Below are 18415 nucleotides of genomic sequence, written 5' to 3'. Positions count from 1 at the left end.
TCGTCGTGTTCCGGGTGTCAGCCCAGTAAGGGCACCGCGCCCACGAGCACGCCGACGGCGAGCATGACGAGCGAGACGACCGTCGCCCGCCACAGCACCTTCTTGTGGTGGTCGCCGAGATTGACGCCGGCGAGCGAGACGAGCAGCAGGATCGCGGGGACCAGCGGGCTCTGCAGATGCACGGGCTGGCCGGTGATGGACGCCCGCGCCATCTCGACCGGGGCGATGCCGTAGTTCGCCGCGCTCTCGGCGAGGACGGGCAGGATGCCGAAGTAGAACGCGTCGTTCGACATGAAGAACGTGAACGGGATCGACAGCACGCCGGTGATCACGGCGAGGAACGGGCCCATCGACGAGGGGATGACCTCGGTGATCCACGACGCCATCGCGGTGACCATGCCGGTGCCGTTCAGCACGCCGACCAGCACACCGGCGGCGAGCACCATCGACACGACCCCGACGATGCTCGGTGCGTGAGCGACGATCTCGTCGGCCTGCGAGCGGAGCTTGGGGAAGTTCACGATGAGGGCGATCGCGGCTCCGACCATGAAGACGAAGGCCAGCGGGAAGAGGTCCATCACCAGCAGCACCATGACCGCGACCGTGAGAGCGAGGTTGAACCAGATCAGCCGGGGGCGCAGCGTGGCGCGGTTCGGGTCGAGCATCGTGTCCGCCATGGCGGTGTCGGCGGTGTCGACCAGCTGCGCGGCGGCGACGGCATCGCGTCCGCCGCGGACGGTGACGATGTTGCCGGTGCGAAGCGATGCGACGGCTCCGGGCTTGGGCTCCGCTCCGCGGAAGATCTTCGGGGCACCCAGGCGGCCGAAGCCTCCGGGGCCGTCGATCTTGGCGGTGTCGACGGATCCGGCCAGGCGCTTGCGCTCCGACAGGCCGAGGAACCAGGCGAAGGCGAGCGAGACGACCAGGCCGGCGAGCAGCGAGGGGATCATCGGCACGAAGACGTCGGTGGGCTGAAGGCCCAGCGCGGTGGCCGCGCGGACGGTCGGGCCACCCCACGGGACGATGTTCATCGTGCCGTTCATCAGACCCGCGACGCAGGTGAGCACGACGGGGCTCATGCCCAGGCGCAGGTAGAGCGGAAGCATCGCCGAGGTGGTGATGATGAAGGTGGTCGAGCCGTCGCCGTCGAGCGAGACGGCGCCCGCGAGGATCGCCGTGCCGAGCACGATCTTGGCCGGGTCGTTGCCGAGCACGCGCGTGATCACGCGGATCAGCGGGTCGAACAGGCCGACGTCGATCATGATGCCGAAGTACATGATCGCGAACATCAGCAGCGCCGCCGTCGGCGCCATCTTGCTGATCGCGTCGATCACCATGTCCCCGAGACCCAGGCCCGCGCCGGCGATGAGACCGAACACGGTCGGCACGACGATCAGGGCGACCATCGGGGTCAAGCGCCGCGTCATGATCAGGGCCATGAACGACAGGACCATGAGGAAGCCGAGGGCCACGAGCACCCCGTCGGCGGGCGTGTAGGCCACCGGGTACTCGGCCGCATCGGCCGCAAGGATCAGGGGGGTCATCGCGACTCCTTCGTCGTGACGGGCGCGACTCTCGCGCTCGATCCGGTGACACTACGGGCGCCGGGCACGCCCGCGCGCTCTTGCTCGCATTGCGGACGGTTATGCGCGTACCGTGTGTTCTGCGCATTTCGCGCACGACGACGTGAGTCGAGGCGGGAGGGGCACATGCGGTTCGCCACGCGCATGCTGATCGTGCAGGTGGCCACCCAGGTGGCCGTCGTCGCCGTGTGCACCGCCGTCTTCGCCTGGCTCGGGGTGCAGCAGCTCAAAGCCGAGGCCGACTCCTCGGCGCTGAACATCGCCCGCTCCGTCGCCGAGGCCCCCGAGGTGCGCGACCTCGTCCAGACGTACTCCGCCGATCCCGGCACCCCGGATGCCGCGGGTCTGCGCGACGGCCTGCTGCAGCGGTACGCGACCGACGTCACCACCCGCACGGAAGGCCTGTTCGTGGTGATCACCGACGATCACGGCATCCGTCTGGCCCATCCCGATCCCGATCGTCTCGGAGAGGTCGTGAGCACGAGCTTCGCGGACGCGTTGGCGGGGCGAGAGGTGGTCACGTGGGAGACGGGGACGCTCGGCGAGTCCGCCCGCGCGAAGGTGCCGATCTACCCGCCCGGTGGGGGGTCCCCGGTGGGGGAGGTCAGCGTCGGGTTCGAGCGAGCGAGCGTCTTCGACGACCTCCCGGCCCTCATCGGCGGGATCGCCGTGGCCGTGGCGCTCGCCGTCGCGATCGGCGCCGTGGTCGCGCTGCTCATGCGCCGCCGCCTCGAGCGGCTCACTCTCGGCGTGCAGCCCGAGGAGCTGGTCTCGCTCGTCCAGACGCAGACCGCCGTGCTCGAGAGCGCCGATGAAGGGGTGGTCGCCCTCGACGACACGGGCGTCGTACGTGTGTGCACGGCTGCCGCCGAACGGCTTCTCGGAGTGACGGATGCCGTGGGTCGGTCGGTGCGCGAGCTCGGGCTGCCCCCGGCCGTCACCGCCGCACTGTCGGGCACCGGTGCCTCCAGCGGGCTTCCGCTGGGCGACCGCGTGGTGTTCGTCGACGTGCGCCCGGTGCGACGCGGGGCACGCACCTTCGGACGCGTGGCGACCCTTCGCGACCGCACCGACGTCATGGCGCTCTCGGGGCGGCTCGACAGCGTCCGCGCGATGGGCGACGCGCTGCGCGTGCAGCGGCACGAGAACGCCAACCGGCTGCACGCGGCGGTCGGTCTGCTCGACGCGGGGCGCATCGACGAGGCTCGCGCCTTCCTCGCCGATCTCGTCGACCGGGGTTCGGTCGATTGGGCGGTCCCCGGGATCGACCTCGTGGCAGACGCGATGCTGCAGTCGTTCCTGGGTGCGAAGGCCCTCTCGGCCCGCGAGCGCGGGGTCGCGCTGCGCGTCGCCGACGAGACGTTCCTGCGCACTCCGATCGACGAGGTCGAGGACGTCGTGGCCGTCCTCGGCAACCTCGTCGACAACGCCGTGACGGCGGCAGCGGCGGCGCCGGCACCCCGAGAGGTCGAGGTGGCGGTGCTCGGCGACGGGGATGCCGTCGTGCTCACGGTCGGCGACACGGGGGCGGGTATCGCCGACCCCGAGGCCGCCTTCCTCCCGCGAGAGCGGAGCGACGACCCTTCCGCGGTGCACGGACTCGGCATCGGCCTCCCCCTGTCGCGCGAGTTCGCCCGTCGGCGCGGCGGCGACGTCTGGGTCGTCGACCCGGGAGGCGACGGTCACGGCGCCGTCGTGGCCGCGAGACTGCCCGGCGTGACCCGAGGAGAAACCGAATGACAGACATCCGCGTCCTCGTCGTCGACGATGACTTCCGGGTCGCGGGACTGCACCGCGACGCCGTGACCGCGCGCCCGGGGTTCGTCGCGCTCGAGCCCGCGCGCACCGTCGGCGAGGCCCGCGCCGCGCTCGCCGCGCACGCTCCCGACCTGCTGCTGGCCGACGTCTACCTCCCCGACGGCGACGGCATCGAGTTGGTGCGCTCGGCCGGCGTCGACGCGTTCGTCCTGTCGGCGGCGACGGATGCCGCGACCGTGCGCCGGGCGTTCACCGCCGGGGCCCTCGCCTTCCTCGTGAAGCCCTTCGACACGCGGGTGCTGGCGGAACGCCTCGACCGGTACGCGCGGTACCGCAACCTCCTCGCGAGCCCGCGGCCCCTGTCGCAGGACGACATCGACCGCGCAGCCTCGGTCATGCGCGGGGAGCGCGAGGGTGCCTCTCTCGCCCGATCCGCGACCGAGCAGACCGTGCTCGCCGCCCTCGGCGCTGACGAGGCCTCGGCGACCGAGGTGGCCGAGCGCATCGGCGTCTCGCGCGCGACGGCGCAACGCCACTTGACCGCCCTCGCCGAGAGGGGCCTCGTGCAGGTGAGTCTGCGCTACGGCACCACCGGTCGCCCCGAGCACCGCTTCCGCGCCGGGGGCTGACTCGCGCAGGCGGCACGATTCTTCGACACAGCGCGGGGTAGAGGTGGCTGAGCGTGTCGACGTCACCGGGCGTGCTGCGGAGCCCGGTCCCTTCGACAGGCTCAGGGACCTCGGTGCGCGGGCTCAGGGGCCTCGGTGCGCGGGTCGAGGGACCTCGCGCCGCGGCCAGGGCGCGAGGATCAGCGCGCCGCGCTCAGGCCTCCAGTACCGCCCACCCTCGCGGGCCCAGCTCGATCCGGCCGTCCGCCGGCGCGCCCTCGCCCGTGACCAGCTGCCGTCCGTCGGCGACCGGCAGCGATACGGGCTCGTCGCCGATGTTCAGCGCCACCACCACGGCGTCGTCTCCCACGGCCGTGCGCAGAGCGATCGCCGTGTTTGTCACCTCGATCACGTCGGTGTGCGCGCGCCAGAGCCATGGTTTGCGGCGCCGCAGCGCGATCAGTTCCCGGTGCACCCGCAGGATGCCCTCGTCGGGATCGACCTCGTCGGGGCGCGCGGGGAACTCCGGGCGCACCGCATCGTCGCCGCCGAGCCGCTCCTCTTTCACCCCGGTCCACCCGAACTCGTCGCCGGCGTACACCGAGGGCGTTCCCGCGACGGTGAACAGCACCGCGAGGGCGTGCGGCACGAGATCCGCGCCCACCGCCGAGGCGATACGGCTGACATCGTGGTTGCCGACGAAGGTCTGCGGGGCGTAGGTCGACAGCAACTCGTCATGCCGCTCGATGGCGTGGCTGAGCTCGAAGAGGTTGCCGTCGGACATGCCGTGCCAGATCCCCTGCCACAGCTCGTACTGCGTCAGCGAGTCGATAGTCGATTCCCGCACGATCTGCGGACCGTCGCCGTGGATGACCTCGCCCAGGAACCATGCGTCGGGGAAGCGCTCGCGCACCCGCGGAAGCACCTGGGCCCAGAACGACGACGGCACCGCGTACGCGGCATCCAGTCTCCATCCGTCGATCCCGTGGTCGAGCCAGTGACACATGACCTCCACCACGAGATCGACGACGTCGGCAGACGCGTGATCCAGCGCGACGAGGGCGTCGTGCCCCTCGAAGACCTCGGGCTCGAAGCGCCCGTCGACCCACCGCCCCCGGAACAGGCTCGGCCCGTCCTCCCGCAGGTCGCGGAACGCCGGGTGCCCCCGCCCGACGTGGTTGAAGACGCCGTCGAGAAGGACCCGGATGCCACGCCCACGCGCCGCGGAGACGAGTCGGTCGAGATCAGCGGTGTCGCCGAGTCGTGGGTCGATGCGGAGGTGGTCGACGGTGTCGTAGCCGTGTGTCTCCGACGCGAACACCGGGCCCAGGAGCAGACCGTTGAGCCCCAGCTCGATGACGTGGTCGAGCCACGGGTCGAGGCGGTCGAGACGGTGCACCGGGTCGGCATCCGGATCCACGCCGTCACGGATCGGCGCACCGACGAATCCCAGCGGGTAGACGTGCCACCAGATGACGTGTTCGGGCCACGCGGGCATGGATTCTCCTCGGCCCGGCGGGTCGGCGCCGGCGCAGTTCGACGCTATCCCTCCGTCGCCGCGGCGACGCGGGGGGTTGTGGGGGCGGATGCCGGGGGTCACGCTCGCGCGCGGTCGTCCGGGAGGGAGAAGACCGGCAGGTCGAGGGCGTGATCGCGTGCGGCGTCGACGGCGGCGGCGACCGCGCCGATCGAGACGATGTCGGCGCCGAGGGTCGAGGCGACGATCGCGGGGGCGGGGAGGTCGAGCGCGCGCGGGAGGGCGTCGATGGCGGCCGTGATGATGGGGGCCGCGCCCGCGGCGATGGCGCCGGAGACGATCACGCGATCCACGTCGAACAGGCTCCCGAAGATGCCCACGACGCCGGCGAGGGCGCCCCCCACCTCGCGAGCGACGGCGAGGGCTCCTGGATCTCCGGATGCCGCGAGGTCGAGCACGCTCTTGGCGTCGATCGCCGCGGGGTCGATGTCGTGCAGGGCGCTCTGCGCGGGCAGCGAGCCGGAGCGCAGTGCCGCCCGCGCCGCCTCGACGCAGCGGGGCGCGAGCCCCTCGGCGCTGCCGACGCCCTCGACGCGGTCGAAGGCCACGGTCTCTCCCGCGCCGCCGTGCTTTCCGCGCAGGAGGTGCCCGTCGAGGCAGATCCCGGCGCCGAAGCGTTCACCGGCCAAGAGGGCGACGAAGTCGTCGCAATCGGCGGCCGCCCCGCGCGCGTGCTCGGCCACCGCGGCCAGGGTCGCGTCGTTCTCGACCCGCACCACGGGCGACCAGCTCTGGAAGGTGTCGATGAAGCCGGGGTTCATCCGTTCCCAGAAGCGGTCGTGGTGCACGGGGGAGCGGCCCTCGCGGTCGACCGGGGCGGGAACCCCCGCGCACAGCGCGACGATCTCGGAGCGATCGCGTCGTGCGCGTTTCAGGGTCGCCTCCACGGTCGCCTCCGCCGCACGCCGGCGCCGTTCGGGCGAATCGCGCTCGGGGTCGACCGTCAGGCGCGAGGTCGCGAGCGTCTCGCCGCGCAGGTCGGCCACCGTGGCCGTCAGATGCCCGCGTCCCGCGTCGACCCCCACCACGACGCCCGCCTCGGGCCGGAAGGCGAAACGGCGCGCGGGGCGCCCCTTGGAGTACTCGCCGACGGCGCGCGCGTTGGGCATCTCCGCGAGCAGGCGCCGCGCGGTCAGCTCGTCGAGCACGTCGATGGCGGTGGAGCGGGTCACCCCGATCGCGGCGATCACGTCGCTGGCGGTGAAGGCGTCGACCTGCCAGGCGTGGCGCAGCACGGCGTCGAGGCTGTGACGTCGCAGCGAGGGCGTCGCGGTCACGGCATCCATCGGCATCCGCCCTCTCTTCGCGTCGGGCGGTCGCTCTTGACCGCCGTGTGTTCCCCCTGCAATACTGCCTGCACGACATTGATTTGGCGACTAGATTTAGTCATCAACATAACATATTCGCAGTGCGGCGGAGGAGGAACCAGGTGTCGACGAAGACCAGGGCGACCCGGCGGTGGGTCGCGGCGGCCGCGGTGGGGGTGCTCGGGGCGAGCCTGCTCGCGGGCTGCTCGGCCGATGGGCGCGAGACCATCCGCTTCACCTTCAGCAAACGCGAGGCGCTCTCGTTCATGAACGACGTCGTCGCGCAGTACAACGCCTCTCAAGACAGGGTGCGCGTCGAGATGGACAGCTCCGGCGTCGACGTCGTCTCGGCCAGCTTCGTCCGCGGCAACCCGCCCGACATCATGCTGGCGAACTACAACTACGAGGTCGCCCGGTTCGTGCAGCGCTGCGCCCTCTCCGACCTCAGCGGCACCGCGGCGGCGGCGAGCGTGCGCGAAGACCTGCAGCCGCTCATGGACCAGTACGGCTCGTGCGCGGGTCGCACCAGCGCCCTGCCGTACTCGGTGATGGCGGCATCCGTCATCTACAACACGCAGATCTTCGACCAGCTCGGCCTGTCGGTCCCCACCACGTGGGGCGAGCTCCTCGAGGTGTCCGAGACCCTGAAGGCCAACGGCATCACCCCGTTCTACGGCACCTTCAAAGACGACTGGACCGTCGCCCAGGGCTGGTACGACTACTCCGTCGGGGGCTCGCTGGACGTGCTCGACTTCTTCGACTCCCTGGCCGCCGAGGGCGATCAGGTCGGCCCCGACTCGTCGGTGTCGTTCGCGAAGGACTTCACCCAGCCCATGGACCGCATGCTCGAGCTCGCGACGAACTACACGAATGCGGATGCCGAGAGCCGGGCCTACGGCGATGGGAACCTCGCCTTCGCACAGGGGCAGGCGGCGATGTACCTGCAGGGGCCGTGGGCGCTCGGCGAGATCGCCAAGACCGCGCCGGACCTGCCGGTCGGTACCTTCCCCCTGCCGATGACCGACGACCCCGACGACCTTAAGGTGCGCGTCAACATGGACCTCGCCGCCATCATCCCCGAGGCATCGCATCACCAGGATGCCGCTCGCGACTTCCTCGAGTACCTCTACCGCCCCGAGGTGATCGAGGCCTACAACGAGTCGCAGCTCGGCTTCGCGCCCACGGCGGACGCCCCGTCGCCGAGCGACCCGCGCGTGGCGGGCATGGTGCCGTACTACGACGAAGGCCGCATCTACCAGGGCGCCTCGGTGCTCGTGCCCAAGACGATCCCCACCTTCAACTACGCGCAGGCGATGATCTTCGGCGCAGCGCCCGAGACCACCCTGCGCACCATGGACGAGGACTGGTCGCGCCTCGCGTTCCGCCAGCCCCCGGCCTCGACGAACGATGCCGCTGGCGAGGAGGCCGCGCGATGACCACCACCACCACGATCGTCACCGGGGGCAAAGCGACCGCGCGTCGCAGCTCCCGCCGGATCGAGCCGATCTACTACCTGTTCCTGCTGCCGACCCTCGTGCTGTTCACGCTCGCGATCACGGTTCCGGGTCTCATCGGCATCTTCTTCAGCTTCACGGACTCCATCGGGCTGGGGGAGTGGAGCTTCACGGGCCTGACCAACTACATCGCGATCTTCAGCGACCCGGCGATCCTGCAGGCGTACCTGTTCACCTTCGGCTTCTCGGTGGCCACGGTCATCGTGGTCAACGTGGCCGCGTTCCTGCTCGCGGTCGGGCTCACCTCGCAGATCCGGTTCACGAAGGCCCTGCGGACGGTGTTCGTCATCCCGATGGTGATCTCGGGCATCATCATCGCCTACGTCTTCAATTTCCTCTTCAGCAACTCGGTGCCCCAGGCCGGGGCTGCCCTCGGCATCCCGTGGCTCGAGACGAGCCTGCTCGCCAACCCCGACCTGGCGTGGGTGGCGATCGTGATCGTCACCGCCTGGCAGGCCGTGCCCGGCACGCTGCTCATCTACATCGCGGGGCTCCTCTCCGTCCCCGGCGACGTCTACGAGGCCGCGGGCCTCGACGGGGCGAGCAAGACCCAGCAACTGCTGCGCATCACGCTCCCGCTCGTCGCGGGGTACGTGGTGATCAACATCATCCTGGGCTTCAAGGGCTTCCTGAACGCCTACGACATCATCGTCGGGCTCACCGGCGGAGGCCCCGGTACCGCGACCCGCAGCGTCGCGATGTCGATCATCCTCGGCTTCAACGGCGGCGACTACGCGTATCAGATGGCGAACGCAGCGCTCTTCTTCGTCGTGGCCATCGTCATCTCGCTCCTGCAGCTCTCGCTGACCCGGGGAAGGAACACCCTGTCATGACCGCTCTCAACCAGCCGGCCCTCGCCTTCGAGCAGGCCGAGCTCGCCGTCCCCGATCGTCAGGGCCCCCAGGCTCCCCGCCGCCGTCGTCGCGTCGGCATGGAGCGCATCAACTGGTCGACGACGACGATCCTGGTGCTCTGTTCCCTTACGGTGCTGCTGCCGTTGTACGTCACGGTCTCGATGGCGCTGAAGAGCGGCACGCAGGTCGTCGACGGCAACGCGTTCTCGTTCCCCTCGCCGCTCAGCTTCGACGGCTTCGTCCAGGCGTGGACGCTGACGAAGTTCCCCGTGGGTCTGGCGATCTCGCTGCTGGTGACCGCCGGCACGGTCGTGGCGACGATCGTGCTCGCCGCCTTCGCCTCGTACGCGATCGCGCGCAACTGGGACCGGAAGCTCTTCCGGTACTCGTTCTTCTACCTGCTCGCGGCGATGTTCATCCCGTTCCCCGTCGTGGCGCTTCCGCAGATCCAGCTCACCGGTCGGGTGGGGCTCGACAACCCCGTCGGCGTGATCATCCTCGCTACGATGTTCCAGCTGAGCTTCAGCGTGCTGCTGTTCACGGCCTTCCTCCGGTCGATCCCGCTCGAACTCGAAGAGAGCGCACGCATCGACGGGGCGACGACCTGGCAGACGTTCTGGCGGCTCATCTTCCCGCTCCTGGCCCCTATGAGCGCCACCGTCGGCATCTTCGCCTTCCTCTACGCGTGGAACGACTTCATGATGCCCTCGCTCATCATCAGCGACCCGGCGCTGCAGACCCTGCCGGTGCGGCAGAACCTCTTCCAGACGCAGTTCAGCAACAACTACAACGTCGCTTTCGCGTCGTACCTCATGGCCATGGCCCCCGCCATCATCGCCTACCTCTTCACCCAGCGCTGGGTGATGGCGGGCGTGACCCAGGGCGCCGTCAAGGGCTGACCGACCACCCCCGTCGAAAGGAAAAACGTGACCACCGCCGCACCCTCCGTGCAGACCCGCGAACTCAGCGCAGCCCCCGACTGGTGGCGCCAGGCCGTGGTGTACCAGGTGTATCCCCGCAGCTTCGCCGACACCGACGGCGACGGCCTGGGCGACATCCGCGGAATCACCTCGCGCGTGCCGTATCTGGCAGAGCTGGGGGTGGATGCCGTCTGGCTCAGCCCCTTCTACCCCTCCGATCTCGCGGACGGCGGCTACGACGTCGCCGACTACCGCGACGTCGACCCGCGGCTGGGGACCCTGGCCGACATGGACGAGCTCATCGCGCAGCTGCACGCCCATGGCATCCGGGTCGTCGTCGACATCGTGCCCAACCACACGTCCGACAGGCACGCCTGGTTCCAGGAGGCGCTGGCCGCGGGCCGCGGGTCGGCGGCGCGTGCGCGTTACATCTTCCGTGAGGGCACCGGGCCCGACGGCGGGGAACCGCCCACCGACTGGGTGTCGATCTTCGGCGGCTCTGCGTGGGAGCGGGTGGAGGACGGGCAGTGGTACCTGCACAACTTCGACGTGTCGCAACCCGACCTCGACTGGTCGAACCCCGCGGTGCGCGCCGACTTCGTCACGACGCTGCGTTTCTGGAGCGACCGGGGAGTCGACGGCTTCCGCATCGACGTGGCGCACATGCTCACGAAAGACCTCAGCGAGCCGCTGCCCTCCCGCGCCGAGCTCGAAGCGCTTCCGCAGGACGGCTCCCACCCGATGATCGATCGCGACGACGTGCACGAGGTCTACGCCGAGTGGCGCGCGGTCTTCAACTCGTACGATCCGCCGCGGACGGCGGTCGCCGAGGCGTGGGTGCACCCCTCGCGGGTGCCGCTGTACGCGAGTGCCGACAGCCTCGGGCAGGCGTTCAACTTCGACCTGCTCGAGGCCGACTTCGACCCCGCGCAGTTCCGCCGCATCGTCGCCGACAACCTCGCGCTCGCCGCGCAGTCGGGATCGTCGACGACGTGGGTGCTGTCGAACCACGACGTCGTCCGGCACGCGACGCGCTACGGGCTGCCCGATGCCGAGCGCGGGGACGACGGACGCCCGACCCTCAAGCACGGCAACGAGTGGTTGCTGTCCGGGGGACAGTCGCCGACGCTCGATGCCGCGCGCGGAGAGCGCCGAGCCCGCGCCGCCGCGATGTTCGTCCTGGGCCTGCCCGGTTCGGCGTACCTGTACCAGGGTGAGGAGCTCGGTCTGCACGAGGTGGCCGAGATCCCCGACGCCGCGCGGCAGGATCCGACGTTCTTCCGCAGCCCCGGCATCGATCAGGGTCGGGACGGATGCCGCGTGCCCCTGCCGTGGAGCGCGATCGGCCCCGCGTTCGGCTTCGGAGGGGGCGGCGCGCACCTGCCGCAGCCGGAGTGGTTCGGCTCCTACGCGGTCGACGCGCAGGACGGCGATGCCGACTCGACGCTGACGCTGTACCGGCGCGCTCTCGACCTGCGGCACGAGCTGCAGACCGACGAGCAGCTGCGGTGGATCGACGGCACTCCCGGCGAGGTCGTGGCCTTCGAGCGCCCGAACGGCTGGACGGTCGTGACCAACTTCGGCAGCGAGCCGGCCGCCCTCCCCTCGGGTGACGTGCTGCTGTCGAGCACGGCGCTCGAGGGCGACCTCCTGCCCGGTGAGACGACGGTCTGGCTCCGCCGCGCCTGACGCCTCACGCACGCTCCGGTACCGCGAGTGCCGGGGCGTGCGTGCGCTCACGCACTGCCTCGATGATGTCGAGCGTCCGACACATCCGGGACGAGCCCTCGGACGATCCGGATGTGTCGGACACGCGACCTCGTCCGCAGATCGCCCGATCGCTCAGGAACGCCGGATGGACTCGCGGACCACGACCGGCATGTCGACGAGGTGGTGCCCCGCGGGCGGGCCCCCGGGCGACAGGAGCAGCTCGACGGCGCGACGCCCCATGTCCTCGTGCGGGAGGCCGATGGTCGTGAGCCCCGGGCGGAGGTAGGCGGCGAGCTCGTCGTTGTCGAACGAGACGAGCGAGACGTCCTCGGGGACGCGGAGCCCGGCATCTCCGAGGGCCTGGAGGGCGCCGAAGGCGAGCCGGTCGTTGAGGCAGACGATCGCGCGCGGCCGCAGGCCTCTCGCGAGCAGGCGCGCGGTGAACTCGTACCCGGGAGCGGGCTCCCACAACCAGATCGATTCCTCGTGGAGGAAGCGCGCCCCGGCATCGGCCATCGCCGCCGAGATCCCGCGGACGCGGGCGGCCACGGTGGCGGAGCGGAAGAGGTCCCGTTCGGCCTCGGCGTCGTATCCCAGCAGCAGGATGCCGTCGCGGATCCCCGCGTCGACGAGAAGCTCGATCGCCCGCCGGCCGCCGGTCTCCTCGTCGGGGAGCACGCTGCAGCGATGCACCTCGTTGGTCGCGTTCAGCATGACGACGCGCAAGTTCGAGGGGAGTGGCGGGACGAAGGTCTCGCGTGCGCGCATCGAGGCGAAGATGATGCCGTCGACCTGGCGGTCCAGCAGTGCCGACACCGCCTCGGCCTCGCGCTCGGGCTCGCCGCCGGTCTCGGCCACGAGCACCACTTGCCCCGCTGCCTCGGCCGCACCGAGGGCGCCCTTGATCAGTCCACTGGCGAATCGGGTCGTGGCGACCAGGTCGGAGACGAATCCGACCGTGTGCGAGGTGTCGGTGCGCAGTGCCCGAGCGGCCATGTTCGGGCGGTAGCCGAGCTCGGCCGCCGCGGCGTGGACGCGTTCGTGAGCGTCCTGCGACAACCGGGTGTCGGGTCGGCCGTTCAGGATCATCGACGCCGCCGCGGGAGACAAACCGGCCAGGCGTGCGACGTCGGCCAGCGTGACCCTCTTGCCCATCGATGCCCCCGTTCTGCGGCCTCGATGCCGCGGTCACGATCTTCGCAGCGATCTTGACAGCGCCGCGGAGGTCTGTATAAATAATCCTGCTAAATCCTTTCAGCAAGGGTATCGCACCAGAAGTCCCGACGCCGGAACCGCCCGAGCGCCGGCACCGCAGCATTGACGAAGGAGTCGACATGAACACCCGTTTCCCGCGCCGTCGCCGAGGGGTATCCCTGGCGCTGCTGACCATCGCGGGCCTCACCGGCGCCGCGCTCACCGGTTGTGCTCCCGGAAGCGCCGCCCCCGCCGCGCAGAACGACGTCCAGGTGAGCACCGAGCTGACCAGCGACCCCGTCCAGCTCACGATCGCCGACGAGACGGGCTTCCCGGTCACCGACAAGCTGACCGAGGAGTTCACCAAGCAGCACCCGAACGTCACCTTCACGATCAACCGCGACACGTTCCAGAACCTCACCGCGAACGCCCCGAAGCTCCTCGCCAGCGCGACGCCGCCCGACCTCATCCGCCTCCCCACGCTCGGCGACACGGTCCGCGACGGTCTGGTCGCGAACCTCGATCCCTACTTCGACGCGTACGGATGGAGCGCGTGGCCCGCGTCGCAGCTCGCCCCCCTCCGGATGAACGACGACGGCGTGCGCGGTTCCGGCTCGCTGTACCAGCTCGGCCTCGGCTACAGCATCACCGGGATCTACATGAACACCACCTTGGCCGCGCAGGTGGGCATCGACTCTCCGCCGCAGACACTGGCCGAGCTCGAGGCCGACATGGCGAAGGCGAAGGCCGCCGGCATCCTGCCGATCATGGCGGGCGACAAGGACGGCGTCGTCAACTTCGTCGTGCAGGCCGCGATGAACCAGTACGTCGACAAGGACAAATTCCTGTCATGGATGTTCAACGAACCGGGAGCGCGCTACGACGAGTCCGGAAACGTCGAGGGTGCCGAGCTGGTGCGCAAGTGGGCGGACGCCGGATACTTCCCCTCCGACATCAACGCGATCGACTACTTCACCTTCACGAGCCGGTTCTCCGGCGGAGAGGGCCTCTTCACCTTCAACGGCAACTGGGAGGCCGCGAACTATCAGAAGGCACTCGGCTCAAACGTCGAGTTCTTCTTGGTGCCGCCCGCAGAGGCGGGAGCCGACCACGTCGCGATGGGGGCGGCGAACTCGTTCTCGGTCGCGGCGAAGTCGCCGCACATCAACGAGATCGTCTATTTCCTCAACTGGGTGCACACCGACCCCACGGCCCGACAGATCATCGTCGATGTCACGGGGGCGTCGCCCGGTGGCGACCCGGCGCAGGACCTGCCCACGGTGGAGTCCGGCTCGCTGATCGAGAACGCCCTGAAGATGTCCGCGCAGATCGGCGCCGAGAACGGGCAGGTCGACTTCATGGCCAACACCACCGCGGGAATCTACGCCGGCTCGATCATCCCCGAGTCGCAGCTGCTGGTGACCAGTCAGATCACCGGTCAGGACTTCGTCGACCGCGTGCAGAAGTTCTACGAGAGCGAGGTCGGCAAGTAATGACCGATCGTGCGGTCGCCGTCGCGGCGGCCCCTCGACCCGACGGCGCCCCTCCGGCGACGACGACCGCACCTCCTCGTCGGGCTGCCGCACGCGCGGTGGCCCGACGGGCGGCCCTCACCGGATGGCTGCTGCTCGTGCCGGCGCTGGGGTTCTACGTCGCGTTCGTGGTCTGGCCGCTCCTCCAAGGCGTGCAGTACTCGTTCTACGACTGGAACGGTATCGGCGTCGCCCGATGGGTGGGCTTCGGCAACTACCTCACCGTCTTCACCGACCCCGACCTCCTCGGCGCCATCCGCAACGCCTTCATCCTGATCGCGTTCTTCACCGTGATTCCCGTGAGCCTGGGACTCGTCCTGGCCACGCTCATCCGCGGCATCCGATACAAGGGATTCGCGGCGGCCGCGCAGACCGTCCTCTTCCTCCCGCAGATCATCCCGCTGGCCGCGGCGGGTATCGCCTGGTCGTGGATGTACGCCCAGACCGGTGCGATCAACCAGATCCTCGGAGGGGTCGGCCTCGGCTGGATCACGCGGCCGTGGCTCGCCGACTACGGCACCGCCCTCCCCGCGGTGGGACTCATCGGTTCGTGGGTGCTGACGGGCCTGTGCACCGTGCTCCTGCTGACCGGCCTCGGCAAGATCGACGTATCGCTGTACGAGGCGATCCGTCTCGACGGCGCCGGATGGTGGCGCGAGTTCTTCACCATCACCCTGCCCGGGTTGCGTCAAGAGATCGCGGTGCTCGTCACCGTCACCGTCATCGCCGCGCTGTCGAGCTTCGACATCATCTACACCTCGACCCAGGGCGGTCCGGGACGGGCGACCCTCGTTCCCGGCCTGTCGATCTTCCGCATCGGTTTCACACAGAGTGACGTGGGCCTGGCCTCCGCCTTCGGCATCGTGCTCATGGCGCTCGTGCTCGTCGTGGTCCTTCCCATCCAACGCCTCTCGAGAGCGAGCGACTCGTGATCGCCAGCCGCACCGAGCGCCTGCTCGGCATCCTCCTCCTCAGCGTCGCCGCGATCGTGACGCTCCTGCCGCTGATCAGCATGCTGTCGGCCGCCCTGCAGCCGGCCGACCGCAACCCGACGGGGCTGACCTGGCCGACCGATCCGCAGTGGGGGAACTTCGCCACGGCCTTCGAGACGGGTCACGTCTGGCAGCTCATGGGTTCCAGCCTGCTGATCGTCCTCGGAGTCGTGCCGGTGAGTCTGGTGGCCGCGACCCTCGCCGGATTCGCGCTGGGATCCCTTCAGGTGCGCTTCGGTCGCGGCATCCTGGTGTTCTTCGTTCTCGGGCTCACCATCCCATTCGAGGCCCTGATCATCCCGCTGTACTACCAAGCGCAGTCGTTGGGCACCGTGAACACCCCGTGGGCGGTGATCTTCCCCCTGATCGGGCTCTACATGCCCTTTGGCGTCTTCTGGATGCGCGCCCACTTCATCAACGTGCCGCGCGAGCTCTCCGAGGCGGCGCGGGTGGACGGCGCGTCGATCTGGCGCGAGTTCCGCAGCATCCAGCTGCCGTTGGCGGCCCCCGCTCTGTCGGCCCTGGCGATCCTGCTGTTCATCTGGACGTGGAACCAGTTCCTGCTTCCCGTCGTCCTCATCGCCGACCCACTGCAGCGGACGGTTGCGGGCGCCCTGACCTTCTTCCAGGGCCAGTACTCGCTGAGCATCCCGCTGCTGAATGCGGGGGCCCTGATCATCATCACTCCCGCCGTCCTGCTGTTCCTCGTCTTCCAGCGCCAGTTCATCCGCGCCCTCGTCCAGGGCGCGGTCAAGGGCTGAGCGCTCCCACCATCTCGAAACGGATCCCCATGACGTTCACGCTGCCCGACCACTGGGTCTGGGACTTCTGGCTCGCCCACGACGGCGACACCCACCACATGATGTTCCTCCAGGCGCCCATGAGCCTCGGCGACCCGGATCTGCGCCATCGCAACGCCAGTGTCGGCTACGCCACCTCCGACGACCTGCGCTCGTGGACCGTCCACGGGACGGTGCTGGAGCCGTCGGGCGGTCAGGCCCCCGACGCCACGGCCACCTGGACGGGCAGCATCGTGCGGACGGATGCCGACTGGCGCATGTTCTACACCGGATCGCGGTTTCTCCGCGAGGGCGAGATCACGAACGTCGAGACGGTGCTGGCCGCCGCCTCGGACGACCTCGCCGCATGGACGAAGGACCCGGCTGTGGTCGTCTCCGCCGACCCCCGGTGGTACGAGACGCTCGCGCACGGAACCTGGCACGAAGAAGCCTGGCGCGATCCGTGGGTGTTCGCCGACCCGGACGGGGACGGCTGGCACATGCTCGTCACCGCTCGTGCGCGGGAGGGTGTCTCGCGCGACCGCGGGGTGATCGGTCACGCCTGGTCGGCCGATCTGCGCCGTTGGGAGGTGCGGCCTCCGCTCAGTGCCCCGGGCGCGGGATTCGCCCACCTCGAGGTGCCGCAGGTCGTGCACGTCGAGGGACGGTGGGTCCTGCTGTTCTCGTGCGACTCCGCGCATCTCGCCGGAGCGAGAGAAGGGCAGGTCGGCGGGATCTGGGCCGTCGCCCTCGACGATCCGCGGGGGCCGTATCCGGTGGAGCGCGCCACCCTCGTGACCGACGAGAGCCTGTACAGCGGTCGCATCGCGCAGGACGCCGAGGGTCGCTCCGTCATGCTTGCTTTTGAGAACACGAGCTCCGACGGGGTCTTCGTCGGAACGCTCTCCGATCCCGTGGCGGTGCGATGGAACGACGACCGCCTCGAGACCGAGGGAGCGCTCCGGTGACGGCTGTGGAGGGCACCGTCGCCCCCGGGTTCGAGGCCGTCGCCGACGCGTTCGCCGCCGCCTTCGAGGGGCTGCCCGAGATGGGCGGCGCTCTCGCTGTGCGCGTGGAGGGTCGCAGCGTCCTCGACCTGTGGGGCGGCGTGGCCGACAGTCGCGACGGTAGACGATGGCAGCGCGAGACGCCGTCCGTGGTGTTCTCCTGCACCAAGGGCCTCATGGCGATCCTGGCGGCGCGGCTGGTCGCGTCGGGCCGTCTCGACCTCGATGAGCCTCTCAGTGCGCTCTGGCCCGAGTTCGGTGCGCGCGGGAAGGACCGGGTGAGCGTCGGTGACGCCCTCGCCCACCGCGCCGGAGTGTCGGCTCCCAGAGAGGACGTCTCGCGCGCGCAGCTCCTCGACTTCGACGCGATGGCGGCTCTGCTCGCGCGACAGCAACCCTTGTGGCAACCGGGCGAGGGATGGGCCTATCACGCGCTCACCCACGGCTGGATCTCCGGAGAGATCGTTCGTCGCGCCGGCGCGACGGAACCGGGAGCGGCCTTCGCCGAGATGGCGGCGGCCGTGGGCGGGGGCGCATGGCTCGGGATGCCGCCCGAGGTCGCGGCATCCGTCGCGCACCTGCGCGTCGGGCCCACGCTGGCCGCTCATGTGGCCCGGCAGCGGGAGGGGCGGGAACCCGCGACCACCGACTGGCTCGAGCGGGCGATGACCCTCGGCGGCGCGCTCCCCGAGACGCTGGTCACCGATGACGACGGCTTCAATGCCGACGACGTCCGCGCCGCGGTCATCCCCGGCGCCGGCGCCATCGCCACCGCTCGTGCCGTCGCGGCGATGTGGTCCGCCACCGTCGCCGTCACCGAGGGCGTCCGCCTCCTGGACGACGAGACCCTTCGGGTGGTGACGCGGGAACGGACCGCCGGTCCGCCGGTCTTCGCCGCTCCTGCGCCGTGGCCGCGGTGGGCGGCCGGCTTCCAGCTCGACTCCGAGGCCCGCCGTTACCTGGGCCCCACGAGCTTCGGGCACGATGGAGCCGGTGGTCAGGTGGCGTTCGCCGACCTCGACTCCCGGATCGGATTCGCCTTCGTGACCAACTGGATGGAGGCCGACGATCCCCGCGCGACGCGCATCGTCGACGCGCTCCGCGAGGTCGTGCGCTGATC

The 18415-nt window shown here is 70.1% G+C and carries 15 protein-coding genes; 11 read left to right on the top strand and 4 right to left on the bottom strand.

What is annotated here, in order from left to right:
• Positions 1-17: 17 nt before the first annotated feature.
• On the bottom strand, positions 18-1544 hold the full coding sequence (gene citH / locus NE358_RS14460; RefSeq protein ID WP_103208496.1) for a citrate transporter CitH: 1527 nt from the start codon (positions 1542-1544) through the stop codon (positions 18-20).
• A 165-nt stretch (positions 1545-1709) separates the two neighbouring features.
• Here citH and NE358_RS14455 point away from each other — a divergent pair, with 165 nt between their 5' ends.
• Entirely contained in the window at positions 1710-3323 is a 1614-nt protein-coding gene (locus NE358_RS14455) for a sensor histidine kinase (RefSeq protein WP_180993436.1), read from the top strand.
• Positions 3320-3970, top strand: coding sequence for a response regulator (locus NE358_RS14450; RefSeq protein WP_103208498.1), 651 nt, complete (start codon positions 3320-3322; stop codon positions 3968-3970). The genes NE358_RS14455 and NE358_RS14450 overlap by 4 nt, the downstream gene beginning before the upstream one ends.
• A gap of 193 nt (positions 3971-4163) precedes the next feature.
• On the opposite strand, the gene NE358_RS14445 is transcribed toward NE358_RS14450, so the two are convergent.
• Positions 4164-5447, bottom strand: coding sequence for an alpha-amylase family glycosyl hydrolase (locus tag NE358_RS14445; protein ID WP_103208499.1), 1284 nt, complete (start codon positions 5445-5447; stop codon positions 4164-4166).
• Positions 5448-5545: 98 nt separating this feature from the next.
• Positions 5546-6772: an ROK family protein gene (locus NE358_RS14440; protein WP_103208501.1), complete on the bottom strand. Its 1227-nt coding sequence runs from the start codon at positions 6770-6772 to the stop codon at positions 5546-5548.
• 143 nt (positions 6773-6915) lie between these two features.
• Between NE358_RS14440 and NE358_RS14435 the strand changes: the two genes are divergently transcribed.
• The 4 genes from NE358_RS14435 to NE358_RS14420 are packed head-to-tail and all read left to right on the top strand — an operon-like array spanning position 6916 to position 11770.
• Positions 6916-8229, top strand: coding sequence for an ABC transporter substrate-binding protein (locus tag NE358_RS14435; protein ID WP_170210726.1), 1314 nt, complete (start codon positions 6916-6918; stop codon positions 8227-8229).
• A complete protein-coding gene (locus tag NE358_RS14430; protein ID WP_094736161.1) occupies positions 8226-9140 on the top strand; it encodes a carbohydrate ABC transporter permease in 915 nt (304 codons plus the stop codon). Before NE358_RS14435 ends, NE358_RS14430 begins: the two co-directional genes overlap by 4 nt.
• On the top strand, positions 9137-10060 hold the full coding sequence (locus NE358_RS14425; RefSeq protein ID WP_499317993.1) for a carbohydrate ABC transporter permease: 924 nt from the start codon (positions 9137-9139) through the stop codon (positions 10058-10060). Before NE358_RS14430 ends, NE358_RS14425 begins: the two co-directional genes overlap by 4 nt.
• Before the next feature lie 27 nt (positions 10061-10087).
• The gene (locus NE358_RS14420) at positions 10088-11770 is read left to right on the top strand and encodes a glycoside hydrolase family 13 protein (protein ID WP_103208503.1); all 1683 of its coding nucleotides are present in this window, start codon (positions 10088-10090) and stop codon (positions 11768-11770) included.
• Between the two features lie 153 nt (positions 11771-11923).
• On the opposite strand, the gene NE358_RS14415 is transcribed toward NE358_RS14420, so the two are convergent.
• Complete coding sequence (locus NE358_RS14415) at positions 11924-12946, bottom strand: LacI family DNA-binding transcriptional regulator (protein ID WP_103208505.1); 1023 nt, start codon at positions 12944-12946, stop codon at positions 11924-11926.
• A gap of 179 nt (positions 12947-13125) precedes the next feature.
• On the opposite strand from NE358_RS14415, the gene NE358_RS14410 reads away from it, so the two are divergent.
• The 5 genes from NE358_RS14410 to NE358_RS14390 are packed head-to-tail and all read left to right on the top strand — an operon-like array spanning position 13126 to position 18413.
• Complete coding sequence (locus NE358_RS14410; protein ID WP_094736158.1) at positions 13126-14478, top strand: ABC transporter substrate-binding protein; 1353 nt, start codon at positions 13126-13128, stop codon at positions 14476-14478.
• Positions 14478-15449 carry a carbohydrate ABC transporter permease gene (locus NE358_RS14405; protein ID WP_289939609.1) on the top strand — a complete coding sequence of 324 codons (972 nt, stop codon included), beginning with the start codon at positions 14478-14480 and terminating at the stop codon, positions 15447-15449. The genes NE358_RS14410 and NE358_RS14405 overlap by 1 nt, the downstream gene beginning before the upstream one ends.
• Positions 15446-16270: a carbohydrate ABC transporter permease gene (locus NE358_RS14400; protein ID WP_094736157.1), complete on the top strand. Its 825-nt coding sequence runs from the start codon at positions 15446-15448 to the stop codon at positions 16268-16270. Before NE358_RS14405 ends, NE358_RS14400 begins: the two co-directional genes overlap by 4 nt.
• The gene (locus NE358_RS14395; protein WP_324289937.1) at positions 16267-17256 is read left to right on the top strand and encodes a glycoside hydrolase family 68 protein; all 990 of its coding nucleotides are present in this window, start codon (positions 16267-16269) and stop codon (positions 17254-17256) included. Before NE358_RS14400 ends, NE358_RS14395 begins: the two co-directional genes overlap by 4 nt.
• Positions 17253-18413 carry a serine hydrolase domain-containing protein gene (locus tag NE358_RS14390; RefSeq protein WP_246078338.1) on the top strand — a complete coding sequence of 387 codons (1161 nt, stop codon included), beginning with the start codon at positions 17253-17255 and terminating at the stop codon, positions 18411-18413. Before NE358_RS14395 ends, NE358_RS14390 begins: the two co-directional genes overlap by 4 nt.
• Positions 18414-18415 lie beyond the last annotated feature (2 nt).

This window comes from Sphingomonas sp. G5 (assembly GCF_052660795.1).
The sequence above is the reverse complement of the archived record's forward strand: the minus strand, read 5'-3'. Positions and strand labels throughout refer to the sequence as shown.